The sequence below is a fragment of the Pseudolactococcus hodotermopsidis genome (genome assembly GCF_011170085.1).
Classification (GTDB): domain Bacteria; phylum Bacillota; class Bacilli; order Lactobacillales; family Streptococcaceae; genus Pseudolactococcus; species Pseudolactococcus hodotermopsidis.
Window position 1 is genome coordinate 1 of record NZ_BLLI01000015.1, and the last position, 16692, is coordinate 16692.

At 40.2% G+C, this 16692-nt stretch carries 15 protein-coding genes; 2 read left to right on the plus strand and 13 right to left on the minus strand.

Going from position 1 to position 16692, the window contains the following annotated elements; translation table 11 throughout:
• The first annotated feature begins 362 nt into the window (after positions 1–362).
• Positions 363–2555, plus strand: a complete 2193-nt coding sequence (locus Hs30E_RS03720) for an InlB B-repeat-containing protein (protein WP_172208047.1) — start codon at positions 363–365, stop codon at positions 2553–2555.
• A gap of 186 nt (positions 2556–2741) precedes the next feature.
• On the opposite strand, the gene Hs30E_RS03725 is transcribed toward Hs30E_RS03720, so the two are convergent.
• The 6 genes from Hs30E_RS03725 to coaE all read right to left on the minus strand — a co-directional run bounded on the left by Hs30E_RS03725 (position 2742) and on the right by coaE (position 10369).
• Positions 2742–3338: an ATP-dependent Clp protease proteolytic subunit gene (locus tag Hs30E_RS03725; RefSeq protein WP_061775221.1), complete on the minus strand. Its 597-nt coding sequence runs from the start codon at positions 3336–3338 to the stop codon at positions 2742–2744.
• A 149-nt stretch (positions 3339–3487) separates the two neighbouring features.
• Positions 3488–6901 carry a pyruvate carboxylase gene (locus Hs30E_RS03730; RefSeq protein WP_172208049.1) on the minus strand — a complete coding sequence of 1138 codons (3414 nt, stop codon included), beginning with the start codon at positions 6899–6901 and terminating at the stop codon, positions 3488–3490.
• A 37-nt stretch (positions 6902–6938) separates the two neighbouring features.
• Positions 6939–8207 carry an FtsW/RodA/SpoVE family cell cycle protein gene (locus Hs30E_RS03735; protein ID WP_172208051.1) on the minus strand — a complete coding sequence of 423 codons (1269 nt, stop codon included), beginning with the start codon at positions 8205–8207 and terminating at the stop codon, positions 6939–6941.
• A 163-nt stretch (positions 8208–8370) separates the two neighbouring features.
• Complete coding sequence (rpmG, locus tag Hs30E_RS03740; protein WP_172208053.1) at positions 8371–8517, minus strand: 50S ribosomal protein L33; 147 nt, start codon at positions 8515–8517, stop codon at positions 8371–8373.
• Entirely contained in the window at positions 8507–9715 is a 1209-nt protein-coding gene (locus Hs30E_RS03745; protein ID WP_489752590.1) for a multidrug efflux MFS transporter, read from the minus strand. Before Hs30E_RS03745 ends, rpmG begins: the two co-directional genes overlap by 11 nt.
• 75 nt (positions 9716–9790) lie before the next feature.
• On the minus strand, positions 9791–10369 hold the full coding sequence (gene coaE / locus Hs30E_RS03750; protein ID WP_172208055.1) for a dephospho-CoA kinase: 579 nt from the start codon (positions 10367–10369) through the stop codon (positions 9791–9793).
• A 93-nt stretch (positions 10370–10462) separates the two neighbouring features.
• On the opposite strand from coaE, the gene Hs30E_RS03755 reads away from it, so the two are divergent.
• Entirely contained in the window at positions 10463–10765 is a 303-nt protein-coding gene (locus tag Hs30E_RS03755) for a DUF1827 family protein (RefSeq protein WP_172208057.1), read from the plus strand.
• Between the two features lie 134 nt (positions 10766–10899).
• Here the strand turns inward: Hs30E_RS03755 and Hs30E_RS03760 are convergent, their stop codons facing one another.
• The 7 genes from Hs30E_RS03760 to Hs30E_RS03790 all read right to left on the minus strand — a co-directional run bounded on the left by Hs30E_RS03760 (position 10900) and on the right by Hs30E_RS03790 (position 16598).
• On the minus strand, positions 10900–11274 hold the full coding sequence (locus Hs30E_RS03760) for a DUF1033 family protein (RefSeq protein ID WP_371864132.1): 375 nt from the start codon (positions 11272–11274) through the stop codon (positions 10900–10902).
• 48 nt (positions 11275–11322) lie between these two features.
• The gene (locus tag Hs30E_RS03765) at positions 11323–11724 is read right to left on the minus strand and encodes a Mini-ribonuclease 3 (protein WP_172208059.1); all 402 of its coding nucleotides are present in this window, start codon (positions 11722–11724) and stop codon (positions 11323–11325) included.
• On the minus strand, positions 11717–13078 hold the full coding sequence (gene cysS / locus Hs30E_RS03770; protein ID WP_172208061.1) for a cysteine--tRNA ligase: 1362 nt from the start codon (positions 13076–13078) through the stop codon (positions 11717–11719). The genes Hs30E_RS03765 and cysS overlap by 8 nt, the downstream gene beginning before the upstream one ends.
• The gene (locus tag Hs30E_RS03775) at positions 13071–13832 is read right to left on the minus strand and encodes a nucleoside phosphorylase (protein ID WP_172208063.1); all 762 of its coding nucleotides are present in this window, start codon (positions 13830–13832) and stop codon (positions 13071–13073) included. Before Hs30E_RS03775 ends, cysS begins: the two co-directional genes overlap by 8 nt.
• Entirely contained in the window at positions 13833–14426 is a 594-nt protein-coding gene (epsC, locus tag Hs30E_RS03780) for a serine O-acetyltransferase EpsC (RefSeq protein ID WP_172208065.1), read from the minus strand. It lies immediately after the preceding gene.
• A gap of 63 nt (positions 14427–14489) precedes the next feature.
• Positions 14490–15266, minus strand: a complete 777-nt coding sequence (locus tag Hs30E_RS03785) for an SseB family protein (protein WP_172208067.1) — start codon at positions 15264–15266, stop codon at positions 14490–14492.
• Between the two features lie 198 nt (positions 15267–15464).
• The gene (locus Hs30E_RS03790) at positions 15465–16598 is read right to left on the minus strand and encodes an AsmA family protein (protein ID WP_172208069.1); all 1134 of its coding nucleotides are present in this window, start codon (positions 16596–16598) and stop codon (positions 15465–15467) included.
• Positions 16599–16692: the final 94 nt, after the last annotated feature.

The following is a 16692-nucleotide window of genomic DNA, read 5'->3' on the forward strand; positions in this document are numbered from 1 at the left end:
CATATCTTCAACTGATAATTTACTGTGACGACCTCGACGGTTATGTTTTTCATGATAAGCGGTCTTAAGAAGACTGCTCATAGATTCAAAGGTTGGACGTTTAACGCCAACTAGACGTTTAAAATGATTATCGCTGAGTTTGCTGAGGGATTCATAGTTCATGACTATAGTATAACAAATTTTTTTATTTTTGGGAGAAGTCTAATTTTTAAATTTCTTCTTGTCCTCCCTCTTTTCAGTTTCATTTGATTTAAATAAAACATTAAGATACAATTAAGAAGATATTGACAATTTATGATTTATTTGTTAAAATTGGTCTATACCAATTGGTATAGACTTAATATTTTAGAGGGGGATTAAATATGAATCCAATCAAATTCAAAACACTGAAATTTTCACTCCCATGCCTTTTGCTTATTGGCATGATGTCACTTTTCTTGGGACAAGTGAGCCTTTCAGCTGACGAGGTAACATTGCCCAAAACAAGAGGGGTTTTTGGGGAAGATAATCGGCAAATCATCACTGATTTCTCACAAAAACCACATCGAGCGTCTGTGCGTATTTCTGTCCAATTTCCAAATAAAGAGGTAATTTCAGCAAGTGGTACCTTGATTAACAATGATTTTGTTGTCACTGCAGCACACGTTCTTTATAGTAAAGAACACGGCGGAATGGCGATTTATGCAACAATTGGTGCAGGTGCAATCGCTGGTAACCCAACGCTCGGTGTGGCGACAGCCGAAAAATTCTTCATCACAGAAGAGTATGCCAAAGGTGGCTTTTATAACTCAATCGTTGACGTTGGCGGTATTAAATTAAGCACAAAATTGGGCAATTCTGCTACAACTTTGTTAGTTCAGCCAAATGTTTCAGTTGGTGAAAACTTGACGGTTTCAGGTTTTTCTTACGATTTAGAAGGGTATCTTGGCTCTGATGCTGGCCCGATTGATAGCCTTTCAAGTCATGTTGTTCGTTATAAAATGGACACGATTGGTGGCGCTTCAGGTGGTACAGTTGTCAATGATCGCAATGAAATTGTCGCTGTTCATTCGGGACAAGATGGAAAATATAACATCGGTGCTCGTTTATCAGGCTATAATCTTGAACAGCTTAAAAAATGGACAACTGTTAATATAGCACCAGAAAAAACGACTTATACCCTTTCTTATCAGCTAAATGGTAGCTCTGGCAAAGTACCTGATAAAATAACTGTTGCTGATAAAGAAACAATTAAAATAACACCTAATCAGCCTGTTCGCCCTGGTTATGATTTCCTCGGTTGGTCAACTAATATCAATGCAACAACTGCTGATTATCAAGCTAATGATACTTTGACAGTCACTAAAGATACAATATTATATGCCATTTGGCAGTCAAATGGTAGAGCGGTTTACACACTTTCTTATGACCTGAACGGCGGCAATAGTACAACACCTCCTGCTGTCGTAGCGGAAAATGGTGCTGAGCTTAAAATAACAAATGACAAACCCAACCGTCCTGGTTACGATTTTTTAGGATGGGCAGATGATGCAAATGCAACGACTGCGCAATATCAGACTAACGACAGTTTCAAAATTGCTCGCTCACTGAACCTATATGCGATTTGGGCGCAGAAGCCTGTTGTACTTCATACAATAACTTTTGATTTAAATGGAGGCGATAGCGAAGTACCGACTGCGCTTACGGCTGAAACAGAAACAACAGTCAAACTTCCTAGCACTATTCCTAATCGTCAAGGCTACCTCTTTCTCGGTTGGGCAGAAAATGCGACAAGCATTACTGCGACCTACAAGGCAAATGCTGAAATCTCAGCGGAAAAATCGCTGACTTTATATGCGATTTGGGCGATTATTCCGCAAGAACATCTGATTACTTACGATTTGAATGGGGGCAATGGGGTAAAACCTGCGAATTTATTTGTAACTGACAAGACAACTGTTCGTTTGACAACACTCTTGCCAACTCGGGCTGGTTATGAATTTGGTGGTTGGTCAGAAGATCCAACGGCAAAATCGGCGACTTATCTACCAGCTGCAACCTTTACAGCAACTCATTCAACAACTTTGTATGCGGTTTGGCAACATATCCCGAAAACTTATACGCTGACTTATAATCTTCATGGTGGCACAGGTGTGAAATCTGAAAAAGTGACGACAACTAGCGGTACAGCAGCGCAAGTTATGCCACAAACACCAACACGAAAAGGCTATCATTTCTTGGGTTGGGCAGTTTCTTCCTCTGCTAAAATCGCTGACTATCCTATCGGCACTGCTATTAGCATTGAAAAAAATACGACTTTACACGCACTTTGGGTCAAACGTGTTGATTATACAGTCACTTACAATTTGAACGGTGGCACAGGTGTGAAAATTGATAAAGCCATTGTTGAGAAAGGATATAGCCTGAATATTACTTCACAAACACCGACTCGAAAAAACTATACTTTCCTTGGTTGGGCGACAAGTTCGTCTGCTAAAACAGCGACTTATCGGGCAAATAATCTTTTTGTTCCTGAGAAAAATGTTACTTTATATGCAATTTGGTTGAAAAATTAGGTTAAAACTGAGGCTAGGACAAAAGTCTCCAAAATAGAAAAACCGCATGAAATTCGTTTTTGAAAACGTTGATTTCATGCGGTTCTTCTATTTTATAATTAGCTAAATTATGCTAATTTTCGACTTTTGTTCCAGAATCTTAGTCTATTTGATAAGATTTTATTTTTTTAAAACTAACGTTCCTTTTTATTTCAAGTCATTGCGATTCATAATCTCGTCAATAAACCCATATTCCAAGGTTTCCTCAGCTGACATCCAACGATCGCGTTCTGCATCTTTATGGACTTTATTGACCGTTTGACCAGAATTATCCGCCAAGATTTTCTCCAATGTTTTACGCGTTCTTGACAAATGATCCGCAACAATTTGCATATCTGTTTGTTGCGTACCACCGCCAGTACCACCCATAGGTTGATGAATCAAATATTCAGCATTTGGCAACATGAACCGTTTGCCCTTAGCACCAGATGAGGCAATGATTGTCCCCATTGATGCTGCAACGCCCATGACAATTGTTTGAACATCAGACTTGATGAAATTCATGGTATCAACAATGGCAAGTCCCGCTGAAACTGAACCACCTGGAGAATTGATATAGAGATAGATGTCTTTGGTCGAATCTTGCGCGTCCAAAAACAGAAGTTGCGCAATCACAGCGTTTGCCATATTGTCCTCAACTTCGCCCGTCAGCATAATGATACGATCCTTCAAAAGGCGTGAGTAAATATCGTAAGCGCGCTCGCCGCGACTTGATTGTTCGATAACTGTTGGAATGAGTGCCATGTTAATAGCTCCTTTATTTTTTATAATTCTATTATATCGCATTGGTCAGTTTTGGTCAAAGATTTAGCTTTGAATAATGTTATTTCATGTTGACAACGCATTTCAAAACCACAAAAACGCTCAATTTTCAAGCGTTTTTTCAATCTATTTTATTTCATCTCAATCAGCAAATCTTGTGTCGCAATTGATTCAGCTGCCTTGACATAAATTTTCTTGATTTCACCTTCAAATGGCGCTTCAATCGTTGTCTCCATCTTCATTGCCTCAGTTACCATTAAGGGTTGCCCCTTGACAACTTTATCATTAGCTTTGACGAGAACAGCAACGACTGAGCCAGGCATAGTTGCACCAATATGGTACTGATTTGTTGGTTCAGCTTTCTCTTTGAAAATAACCGTAGTTTTAATTGATGTATCCTTGACAATTATCTCACGACGTTGCCCATTAAGATTGAAGAAAAGTGTCCGATTACCCTCCATATCAGGATCAGAAATGCTGTCCAAACGAATCAGCAAAGTCTTACCTTTCTCAATTTCAACCGACAATTTTTCGCCCACACGCATGCCACCAAAGAAAGTCGGTGTATCAAGCAAAGTCACACTACCAAATTCATTTTGCATTTTTTGATAATCAAGGAAAACTTGCGGATAAAGAATGTAACTCAAAACTTCATGTTCCGCTGGCTCATAACCCAATTTCTCAGCCAATTCAATAGCTACTTCAGAAAAATCAACTGGTGCTGCATGATTACCCGGACGATCCGTGATGAATGGCTTATCTTTCAAGATGATTTTCTGCAATTTTTCAGGGAAACCACCGACTGGCTGACCCAAATCGCCCGCAAAGAAACTAATGACAGACTCTGGGAAACTCAGCGTATCGCCTTTTTCATAAATATCAGTCTCAGTCAAGTCATTTTGCACCATGAACAGTGCCATATCGCCGACAACTTTGGAACTTGGTGTCACTTTGATAATGTCGCCAAACATCATATTGACCGTGCGATACATGACCTTGACTTCATCAAACCGCATGCCCAAACCAACAGCTGTGGCTTGCGCTTGGAGGTTGGTGTATTGACCACCCGGCATTTCGTGCATATAGACTTCCGTTTGCGGACTGGTCAAACCTTTTTCAAATGGTGCGTAGAACTTGCGCACATCTTCCCAATAATGATTGATTTGAATCGCATTCTCATTGTCAAGCTCGGGCGCACGGTTACCATTTTCCAAAGCATAATAAAGTGATAATAGACTCGGTTGACTTGTGCCTGATGACATGGCTGAGGTCGCCACATCAACAATATCCACGCCCGCAGTGACTGCCGCCGAGCACGTAATTACACCATTACCAGCCGTATCATGCGTGTGCAGATGAATCGGAATAGCAACGGTGTCTTTGAGCTCAGAAATCAAACGATAAGCGGCTTGGGGTTTTAGAATACCAGCCATATCTTTGATGGCAAGAATATGCGCACCCGTTGCTTCAAGCTCTTTCGCCAAGTCTTTATAATACTGAATGCTATATTTTTGGCGGTCATTATCAAGAATATCCCCCGTATAACACATAGTTGCCTCAACAATTTTACCCGTGTCACGCACGGCTTGGATTGATTTTTCCATCTGTGGCAACCAGTTGAGCGAGTCGAACACGCGGAAAACATCCATGCCCTCTTTGGCTGCAACCTTGATAAATTCTTGAATCACATTATCTGGATAATTTTGGTAGCCAACAGCATTTGAACCACGGAAAAGCATTTGAAATAGAGTATTTGGCATGAGTTTACGCAGTTCGCGTAATCTGTACCATGGACTTTCATTTAAGAAACGGTAGGCAACGTCAAACGTCGCACCACCCCACATCTCAGCCGAAAAGAGATTGGGGAGTCCTTGATCAACAGCTGCTGCCACATTTTTCATATCCTGCAAACGCACACGTGTCGCAAGTAGACTTTGGTGCGCATCACGGAAAGTCGTATCCGTAAACAAGACTTCCTTGCGTGATTTGACAAAATCAACCACCGCATCAGCGCCTTTTTCATCCAAAATATTTTTCGTTGTCAAAACGTCAAGTTGCTTAATTTTCGGTTGACGTGTTTCATCAAAATAAGGTTTGGTTGTTTTAGTAATGCCGGGAAAACCATTAACTGTGATATTGGCGATATATTTCATCGTCTTGTTGCCGCGATCACGCAAACGTGGAAAGTTAAAGAGTTCTGGTGTATTGTCGATGAAAGTCGTTTTCGCATTACCCGAAACAAATTCTGGGTGGTTGAGCACATTTTTCAAGAAAGGCATATTTGTTTTCACGCCACGAATCCGAAATTCACGCAGACAACGATCCATTTTCAAAATCGCCTCGCTGAAATCTGTCGCATGAGTGATCACTTTGACCAATAAACTATCAAAATAAGGTGTTACCTCATAACCCGAGTAAGCATTGCCGACATCCAAACGCACGCCAAAACCACCCGGCGAACGGTAGGTGTCGATTTTTCCTGTATCGGGGAGGAAATTATTTTCAGGGTCTTCAGTCGTAATCCGACATTGAATGGCAGAGCCAAGCAATTGAATTTCATCTTGCACTGGAATTTTCACATCTTTGTGAAGATCAGCGCCCTCAGCAATGAGAATCTGCGCTTGTACAATATCAATACCTGTTACTGCCTCAGTAATTGTATGTTCAACTTGGACACGCGGATTGACTTCGATAAAGTAAAAGTCATTATCTTTAACAAGAAATTCAACCGTTCCCGCATTGACATAACCAACGTGTTTACAAAGTTTGACTGCCGCATCACAGATACGATTGCGCAAGTCATCAGCCATCCCAACGCTTGGTGCAACTTCGATAACCTTTTGATTGCGACGTTGAACAGAACAGTCACGTTCGTATAAATGCACCACATTGCCATGCGAATCGCCTAAAATCTGAACTTCGATATGTTTAGGATTGGTAATGTATTTTTCAACATAAATTTCATCTGAGCCAAATGCCGACTTGGCCTCGCTCGCCGCACGAACATAGCCGTCACGCGCCTCAGCCTCATTGTGTGCCACACGCATACCGCGACCGCCACCACCAAGCGCAGCTTTTATCATGACAGGATAGCCGTAAGTGCGCCCAAAGTCTAATGCGCCCTCAAGGTCAACTGGTCCCTCAGTCCCTGGAATTGAGCCAACACCCGCCGCAACAGATGCCTCCTTGGCCTTGATTTTATCGCCAAAAATGTCCAAGTGATGCAAAGTCGGACCGACAAAAATCAAACCTGCCGCCTCAACTTTACGGGCAAAGTCGATATTCTCCGACAAGAGACCATAACCTGGATGAATCGCCTCAGCACCAGATGCCACAGCAATTCGCACAATATCATCAATATCTAAGTAAGCATCAATCGGCTTTTTACCCTCGCCAACCAGATAAGCCTCGTCAGCCTTGAAACGATGAACCGAGTACTCGTCCTCCTTGGCATAAATCGCCACGGTCGAAATGCCCAATTCATTACAAGCACGGAAAACACGGATAGCGATTTCGCCACGATTAGCAACTAATAGTTTTTTCATTTATAAAGCCTTTCAATTTTTTCAAATAGTTTCATTTTTAAATCTCAGAAAAATTTTCAGAGACATAATCAACATCTTTCACGGTATATTTATCTGCCATCTCAGCCAATTCACGCCGTTTTTCATCAGCGGAAATGTTGAGGACAAATGCAATACCAACAGACAAGGTCAAAAGTGAATTACCACCTTGACTTAGGAAAGGAAAAGTTACACCAGTCGAAGGAATCAAGCCTGATACACCGCCGATATTAACCAAAACCTGAGCAAAGAACATGGTACCAACACCAATCGCCATCATGCTATTAAAAGCATCCTTGGCACGAATACCAATCAAAAAGATTCGCATAATCAAAAAGAAAAGAATGCCGAGAATAATAATACCGCCAATCAAGCCCAACTCCTCAATCACAATCGTAAAGATAAAATCAGTATGTGCTTCAGGTAAATAGCCTTTTTTCTCAATCGAATTTCCCAGACCACGTCCGAACCAACCACCATTTGAAATGGCATAATAACCGTTAATCAACTGGTGACCCGAGTCACCCATATCCTGAAAAGGATTGGCAAAAGCAATAAATCGTTTATTGATATAAGCGTAATTTTTCAAGAAACCGACACTTGGGATAATATTACCACCTGTGACTTTCAGAAAACCTAGCGCAAATAATATAAATGCGCTAAAGATTTTCATATAGCCTGTCCCCCAACGATAAGAAATGCCACTGGCTGCAATAACTGCCGCTGCGCTGATGATAATCAAAATTGCATTTCCCAAATCAGGCATGAACGCAACCGCACCAATCATCACAAACATCCAAGCACGCCAACCACTGAGCATATTTGCCAAAAAAGTTTTTCGCCCAAACAAAGCCTTGATGTCTAGTTGCTTGATTCTCTCTTGCCTCGTGGCTAATGTTGCCGATAAAAACCAAACAGAGACAAACTTCAGATATTCGGCAGGCTGAATCGTGCCAATCGGTGTTGCAATCCAACCATAAGCACCATTAACAGGATCAACTAAAAAACGTGCGACAAAAAGCAAAACTATCATAATTGGCAATAAAATACCAAACCAACCAATTCCCTTTAGTTTATCCACTTTCATACGAAAAATAACAACAATCATAATCAACGAAAAAATAAAGAAAATAACTTGATTTCTAAACATATGATAAGGTGGCAAACGATGTTCAATCTGATAAGGAACAGTTGAGGAGAAAACGACAATCAAACCCAAAACCGCAAGAATCAAATAGGGAATGAGAATCGTATAGTTAATAAAATGTTTTTTTTGAAGTTCTTTCATAGCTTACCTATTGCGTGATTATCCTCACAATTTTCCTAATCTAATTGTTCTTATTTACTATTTTACCATTTTTTGAGCAAAAAAAAAAGAAAGCTTGAGAAAATAGTTGAAATTTTCTAAAAACTCCTTATCAATAGTCACTTTCACAACGTAGGTAAAAATTTTACACCTCAACGTGCATTAAGACTTTTCGTTCTTTCGGACAATATTTGAGCACCTTGACCTTATTGGGATGAGTTGCCTTATTTTTAGATGAAATGTAATTTTGTTGTCCGCAAGATGTACATTTTAAATTGATTTTAATTCGCAATATCTCGCACCCCTAAAAACTTTCTGAAATTAAACAAAGACCAAAATAGATTGAATAAGACAAATAAACTTGTCGTTATAAACACTGCACGATAGCTGATAAATCCCGCAACAGCACTCCCAAGCAAAGGACCAGCCACTTGCCCAAAATTATTGAACATCTGATTAAAACTAAAAATGCGTGAAATCCCCTCTTGTGGTGTCATTTTCGACAATAAAGAATTGACAGAAGGCATGAGCGCACCCGAGCCAAAGCCAAGCATAAACCGCAAAATTCCCAATTGCAACGGCGTTTTGACAAAAGCCATAGGCATATAAATCAGAAAACTATAAGCTAGACCAATCAAAATCAAGCGATGACTGCCAATCTTATCACCGATTTTCCCCAAAATTCCTGATGATAACATGGCAGAAAGTCCCGCAGATGAGACGATAAAGCCTGAAATCGTCATCAGATTACTGGCATGATGGCCATTGAGATTACGAATATACAAAGTCAGAATCGGCGCAATTGATTGAACTGAGATTTGCAGAATAAAGCTCGTGATGAACAAGCCAAAGAGAATCTGACGATTTTTCACGCGCGCTAAAATCTCCCCAGTTGACAGCATATCACGTTTTTCAAGTGGTGTAAAATCTTCTTTAACCAGAAATAGTGTCAACAAGGTCACAATCAATAAAATGCCACCTGTAATCAAAAAAACATTTTTTATACCAACACTTTGCGCAATAAAACCGCCAATAGATGGACCAATCAGCCCACCCGCAACCATACCAGTGGACAATATGCCAAGCGCATAACCACTCTTATTTTTAGGCGCTTGACTGGCAATCAGTGCCGTAGAGTTCGGAATATAGCCCGAAAACAAACCATTAAGCAATCGCATAAGGAGCAACCACCAAATATTCGGCACAAAAGCAAGCGCACTCATGGTAAAAGTCATCACAACAGAAGCACGAATCATCATGACACGTCGACCATGCTGATCTGCAAGTTTTCCCCAAATTGGTGCGACAAGCCCACTGGCAAGTGCTGAAATCGCAACAGCCAATCCTGAAAACAACTCAACCGAACTTCCTCTTACACCTAATTCCTCAACATATAACGCCATAAACGGCATGACCAAGGAAAAACTCGCCGATGTGAAAAAACTCCCAAACCAAGCAATAAACAAATTACGTTTCCAATTTACTTTAATCGTACTCACTTCTTTTCTATACATTTAACAAAAGTCGATACCTGAAAAAACGACTACCATCACCGATAGCACCCGCTAAATCTCATATAAAATTTTTGTCAGCTTTTCTTCTAATAATTCTATTGTACCACAATTCTCAATAACGCGCGTCGCTAATAGACGTTTATCATTAATTGGCATTTGAGCTTTTATCCGTAAAATGGCATCTGACTCAGTTAAACCGTTGCGTTTCATCAAACGTTGGATTTGGACAGCTCTAGGCGCATAAATCAACCAAATTTCATCAAAACCTGTGTAATTTAATTCAAATAACAAGGGAATATCCATAAAAACGACTTCTGCTTGACTTTCATCACGACGTTTTATCAATTCTGCTCGAATCAGCGCATCTTGTTGCTTGGCTAATTTTTGCTTAGCAAGGTTATCAGAAAAAATCAGCGCACCTAATTTTTCACGGTTAAGTTCGCCATTTTCATGAAAGTAATCAGCGCCAAAAGTCTCACGAATCATCAAATAAAGCGCACCGTCAATCTGCTGCAACTCTCTCACAACTGCATCCGCATCAATCACTTCATAACCATTTTTCAACAAAAAAGCCGTCACAGCAGACTTCCCTGTTGCAATACCACCTGTTATACCGATTACTTTCTTCATGATTATATTATACTAAAATTTTTCGTAATTTAAAGCCAAAATTAAAGTAAAAAGTGATATAATATAGTTAAAGAAAAAAATGGAGGAAAATCAATGAAGATTATCAATGTCACTCGTAGTTATCCTGATCTCGTGCGTGAACAACTCAGAAATACCGATGCCATAACGCTTGAAGTCTATTCCGCTGGCAACACCGAAGTCGTTTTTACCCAAGCCCCAACTCACTACGAACTGCTGATTAACAACAAACATCGTGCGATTCGGGCTGATGAGCACAAAGAAATCGAACACTTTTTCTTCAACAAACGCATTGATCAAACAAAAATTGACAAGACAAAGATTTCAAGAATTGAAGAATCAAAATTTATTGAGATTTCGATTCCTATACGCAATTAACTAAAAAAAGATAACTTGCCAATTGCAAGTTTTTTCTTTTTTTAGCGAAAATCAAAAAAATTTAGGAATTTTAAATATAGCGGGCTACATGAGGTACAAGGGAAAATTTGCCGTCGTTATTTGTTTACATCTCCTTAGCATCCAAAGCCCTTAAATTTACAGCAATTTCGCGGAAAATCGCCCGATTTTTTATCATAGGGCGGTCGTTTACTGAAACTTTTAACCGTATGCCAGTCCTCTAAAAGCGCCAAACCATGATATTGTTGCAAAAAATCTTCGCACTCCAAGCACCAACGTTGCTCAGATTCAACCCAAAAGGCTGCCATAAAATCCGCCTGACTTTTATAGTCTGAAAAAACCTGCGACAATCGTTGCCACTCGGCTTTATAAAATTTGAGTGCCTCATAAAAATCCTCAAACTCATATTTTTCGACAATATCATCTTGCCAATCTTCAAAAAACCACCACGGCTCATTGTCACCGTGCATTTTGATTACTCTATACAACATTTCAAAAACCTCTAGTATCTCCTATTTTACAGAAAATCTTGAAATTTTTCAGAAATTTTGCTCAGAGATTTTACGAATACAATAGCTCGCCATTTCTTCAACACGCGCTTTTTGTCCTGTTAAATGGTTAAAACCAAATACAGCCTCAAAACCAGTCGAGATACGATAGGTCACAACATCCGTATTTTTAGCAGTCGTTTTACTATGAGCATTGCGTCCTCTTTTGAAATAGCCAAGCTCCTCCTCAGTCAGATAATCGTCCGTTGTCATTTCAGAAATCAACCAAGCTTGCGCCTTAGCGCTAACAAACTTGACTGCATTTTTTTGCAACTCGCCAGCTTTCGTAATCCCTTGTCTAAGTAAATAGTCGCGAACAAATACCTCATAAATCGCATCTCCCGCATAAGCAAGCGCAATGCCATTTAATAAATCAGCTCGAAATTCAGTCACGTGTCCACCTCACACCATCAGGCGTATCTAATAATGAAATACCTTGCGCTTTTAATAAGTTGCGGATTTCATCAGCCTGTACATAATCGCGCATTTCACGCGCAATCTGCCTAGCTTCAATCAATTTTTCAATCTCAGCACCCAAAATCTCGTTAGCAAAACTCACACCGATAATCGTCAAAACTTCATCGAAAAAGCGCCGTGCCTCTTTTGAAAAATGCCCCAAATTAACATACTTGATAAACTCATAAAAAACGGTTAAAGCATTGGCAATATTGAAATCATCATCCATTTGCTCGATGAAATCTTGACGGAAATCGTCAATTTTTTCATCTTTTTCAAGCGGATTCTTATCTAACGCATAGGACAATTTTTCATAAGCATTTTTGATTTTAGCGAAATTATTTTCCGCATCCTTAATCGTGTCCTCACTAAAAGCAAGAGGGCGACGATAATGTTGGCTGACCAAGAAAAAGCGGAGAATCTGACCATCAAAACCAGCCAACATCTCATGAACTGTTTTAAAATTTCCTAACGACTTAGACATTTTTTCACCATCAGCTGCCGTTACAAACCCATTGTGCAACCAATAATTTGCAAATTTTTGCCCAGTTTTTGACTCAGACTGGGCAATTTCATTGGTATGGTGTGGAAATTCCAAGTCCGCCCCACCTCCGTGAATATCAATCGTATTACCCAAAATCTCAGTTGCCATAACTGAACATTCAATATGCCAACCAGGACGTCCCGCTCCCCAAGGACTTTCCCACGATAAGTCATCAGGCTTACTTGCCTTCCAAAGCGCGAAATCAAGTGGGCTTTCCTTGGCTAACTCATCTGCCTCCGTTCGCCCTGACGCACCCGCAGCAAGTTCATCAAGATTTTTATTAGCAAGTTTGCCATAGTCGGCAAACTTTTTGACACGGAAAAAAACGTCGCCATTTGCCGCATAAGCAAATCCTTTATCAATCAAAACTTGGATAAAGTCAATAATTTGCGGAATAAATTCAAGTACCCGTGGATTTGCCGTCGCAGGTGCAACACCAAGATTTTTTGTGTCAGCATAGAAAGCAGCGATAAATTTCTCAACCAAAACCTCAACAGAAATGCCTGCCAACTTCGCCGCTGCAATAATCTTGTCATCTACATCCGTGAAATTCGACACAAAATTCACCTCAAACCCACGATACTCAAAATACTTACGAATCGTGTCAAAAACAACAACAGACCGCGCATTACCGATGTGAATATAATTATAAACCGTCGGACCACAGACATACATCTTGACTTTACCAGCCTCAAGCGGGACAAAAATTTCTTTTTCACGCGTCAATGTGTTATATAATCTAATCATCTAATTCTCCTGCAATCTTCAAAGCAATCTCAAAAAAGTGCCTAACATCAACTTTTTTATGCGCCTCACGCCTGTCCCACTTCTCATTTTCATGATCAACCTCATCTGCCGTATAGAAAAATTGGTAAACTTCCTTCTTGCGATACTGCGCCCACGCTTGAATAGCTGAACATTCCATATCAACGACTGTCGCACCCGCAGCCAATCTGCGCTTAGCTTTCTCAGCTGTTTCTCTAAAAAATGCGTCAGTCGTCCAAGTTTTAGCTAACGTATAGGACAAGTTCAGTTTCTCAAAAACAGTTACCATTTTTTCAACAAAGACTTTAGAAATGAGAATCTCATCAGACGAAGGGGCATAGTGATAACTCGTTCCCTCATCACGAATGGCAGCTGTTGGTACAATCAGCCGATCCACACACAGCTTTGAATCAAGGACACCACAAGTACCAAAAATCACAAATTTTTTAAAGCCAACCGCCTGTAATTCTTCGAGTAAACCAACAACGACTGGCGCACCAATTTCAGCCATGACAACACCGACTTTCAAGCCCTTGTTTTCATAAATATACCAAGGATCCGCACCATTTATATCATGCGTATAACCACCGATACGTGCCTGACCCGTTGCCAATATTTGCGCCATAATGTCACTTGAAAAAGGCATAACCATCACATCACAAACCTCATAAACCGTCGCATCAGTCAGACTTGGCTCAATAACTGCTCGCCCATTTTCAAATTCATCTAAAATCATCTAAATACCACCCATATGATCATAAAAGCTAACATGGCGCTCACGCTCCAACTGCGCTCGATTGCGCTCAGGCGTATCACCACCGTGTACTCGCGCAATCTTAGCGGGAATGCCGACAACAGTCACACGAGCAGGCACATCTTTAGTCACAACAGCGCTCGCCCCAACCTTAGCATTTTCACCCACTTCAATCGGTCCTAATAACTGAGCATGCGCCGAAATCAGCGCCCCACGACGAACACTTGGATGTCTTTTACCATTATCCTTACCCGTTCCACCAAGTGTCACACCATGAAAGAGTTTGACGCCCGACTCAACAATCGCTGTTTCGCCAATGACAAGACCAGAGCCATGGTCAATGAAAACCCCATTTTCAATCGTTGCCCCTGGATGAATCTCAATTTGGGTCAAAAAGCGCCAAAATTGCGAGTGCATGCGCGCTATTAATTTAAAATGATGACACCACAAAAAATGCGAAATCTTATGTGCCGCAAGTGCCTTGACTCCTGGAGAAGTCAAAATTATTTCCAAATTATGACGTGCTGCTGGGTCATTTTGTTTGACCACCGCAAACGCTTCTTTCCAAAAACTCATAATTTCCTAACCTTATATTGCCATTTCGATAACGTTGACAAGCAAGTCGCTAAAACAGTCAATTTATTCGGCAGTTTTATTTGCCAATTCATCCCATAAAATAATAGAATTTTCATAGTCAACAGCATCAAATGGATCAATCACAATACCTAACACATCATCTAATTCATTAACACCAGACGGCGGATTTTGAATGTCCTTGAGTTGCCAAGTTAAAATTAACCCCTCATTTTCCTTGAAAGGTTGACCAAAATTCGGGTTATTGTACCATTTGCTAAAACTATCAATATTGGTAAAAGCTGGTACAAAACTCTCGCCGTCAGGCTTTGAAATCGTCGCAAAAATTCGCGCAATTTCCCCATCTGCTTTCGTTCTAGCAAAAGCAGGGAGCAGATAATATCTCTCATTAAAACTTGCAGCTAGATTTTCAGGTGAAAAGAGCTTGTTAAGCACATCAGTATAGCGATTAATAAAAGTAACTAAATGTTCACGCGGCAACATAATCGTGTTAGGCGAGTCTGAGCCAGATGGTTGTATGTTGAAAGCAATCGCATCAAATTCCTGACTTACCAGTTCATTGACCACCTCTAAAAAAGGTTTATTGACAAAAGTCACAGGTTCATCAATTGTTTTCAGAAAAGTTTCAAGCCCTTTTTCAGTCGTAAAGACAGGAATCAGTTTCTTATCTTCAATCGGTACCACAAAAGGCTCAGCAATCGCTACCACTGGAAAGGCATGGAGTGCATAAACAAAGCCAATATCAGCAATGAAATTGCCAGGTTGTGCAACAAAACCAAGCAAACGTTCATCAAGTTCAGGGGAAAATTGGTAGTCTGTCATCTTTCTTCTCACAATCATATTATTATTCCTATTTTACCATAAAATTAGCTATTTCTTTTACTTTTAAACACGTAAAATTTTTCGCTACGCTGACGTTATCTGTTTTATTTTATTTTTAAATGTTAAATCTACCAGATTTCTAGTCAAAAATAACAAAAAAACGCCAAAAGACGTTTTTTGAGATTACTTATAAATTACTTAGTTTGCTTTAACCGCTGTTTCGCCAGTTACTTCAAATTTAGCTGTATCAGCCAGTTTATTGTAAGCATCGAGCTGATCTTGTGTTGCAAAGTAAAGATTGCCATCAATTTTTGCAGTCACTGGCTTACCAGTCGTGTCTTTACCATTTTGCGCAGCAAAACCGATTGCCGATTCAGCAACATAGACATCCCCTTTAACTACACCATTTGAGATAACAGTGAATGGCGAGTTGATGACCAGCTTATCAGCTGTCAAAGTGTAAGTTTCAGTAACTTGATGTTCAGCATTTTGCGTATAAAGCGCAACTTTACGAGCAATCAAGCCTTTAGAACCAAGGAAAGTGCCGTCAACTGTTAGTGTCTTACCTGAAGCATCAATATCAGCAGTTGCCGCACCAAGCCAAGCACCATTTTCACCAAGCGTATCAGCTAAATCAGCGAGTTTTTTAGTTCCAGCAGTCGCACCAGTTTTAACTTCTGAAACTTTTTCGTAAGCAATCGCGCCACCTTTAGCAGCAATCGTTACAAGACCTGATTTAACCGCTACAACGTCAGAAGCCTCAACCTTGACTTCACCTGTAACCGTCCCTTTATCAGCTGCATCAAGCGCCTCAAAAGCTGTTTTCAAATCATCAGAGGCAAAAATCAAGTTACCGTCAATCTTACCAGTCCCTTCAAAGTGAAAACCAGCTGCATTGACGAAAACATCGCCTTTAACTGTCCCTTGAGCAATGGCAAAGCTAGGCGATTTGACAACCATTTTATCAACTGTCAGCGTAAAAGTCGCCTCTGGCTTATGATCAGCACCAGTTTTGTAAAGCGCAAGTTCACGATTAACTTGACCGTCACCCGCAAAAAGTCCGTCAACTGTCAATGTTTTACCAGATGCGTCAATGTCTGCACTGGCTGCATTAAGCCAAGCACCAGTTGCCGCAAAACCGTCTGATAATGTTTCAAATTTATCAGTCCCTTGTGTTGCACCAGTAAAAACTTCAGCAGTTTTAGTCTCTTCTTTAGAAGTTTCTGTTGTTTTGTCATCCGTTTTTTTATCATCTGAACCACCACAAGCAGTCAAAAAAGAAACTGACAAAGCTGAGACAGCCAAGAGTGAGATGAGTTTAGATTTTTTCATGTTAAAATCTCCTTTTCCAAATTTGGTATCGTCCATCTTCCAGTACCAAGTTTAACATTTATGGTATTTTATGTCAAGTTATATCGAGTTTTGG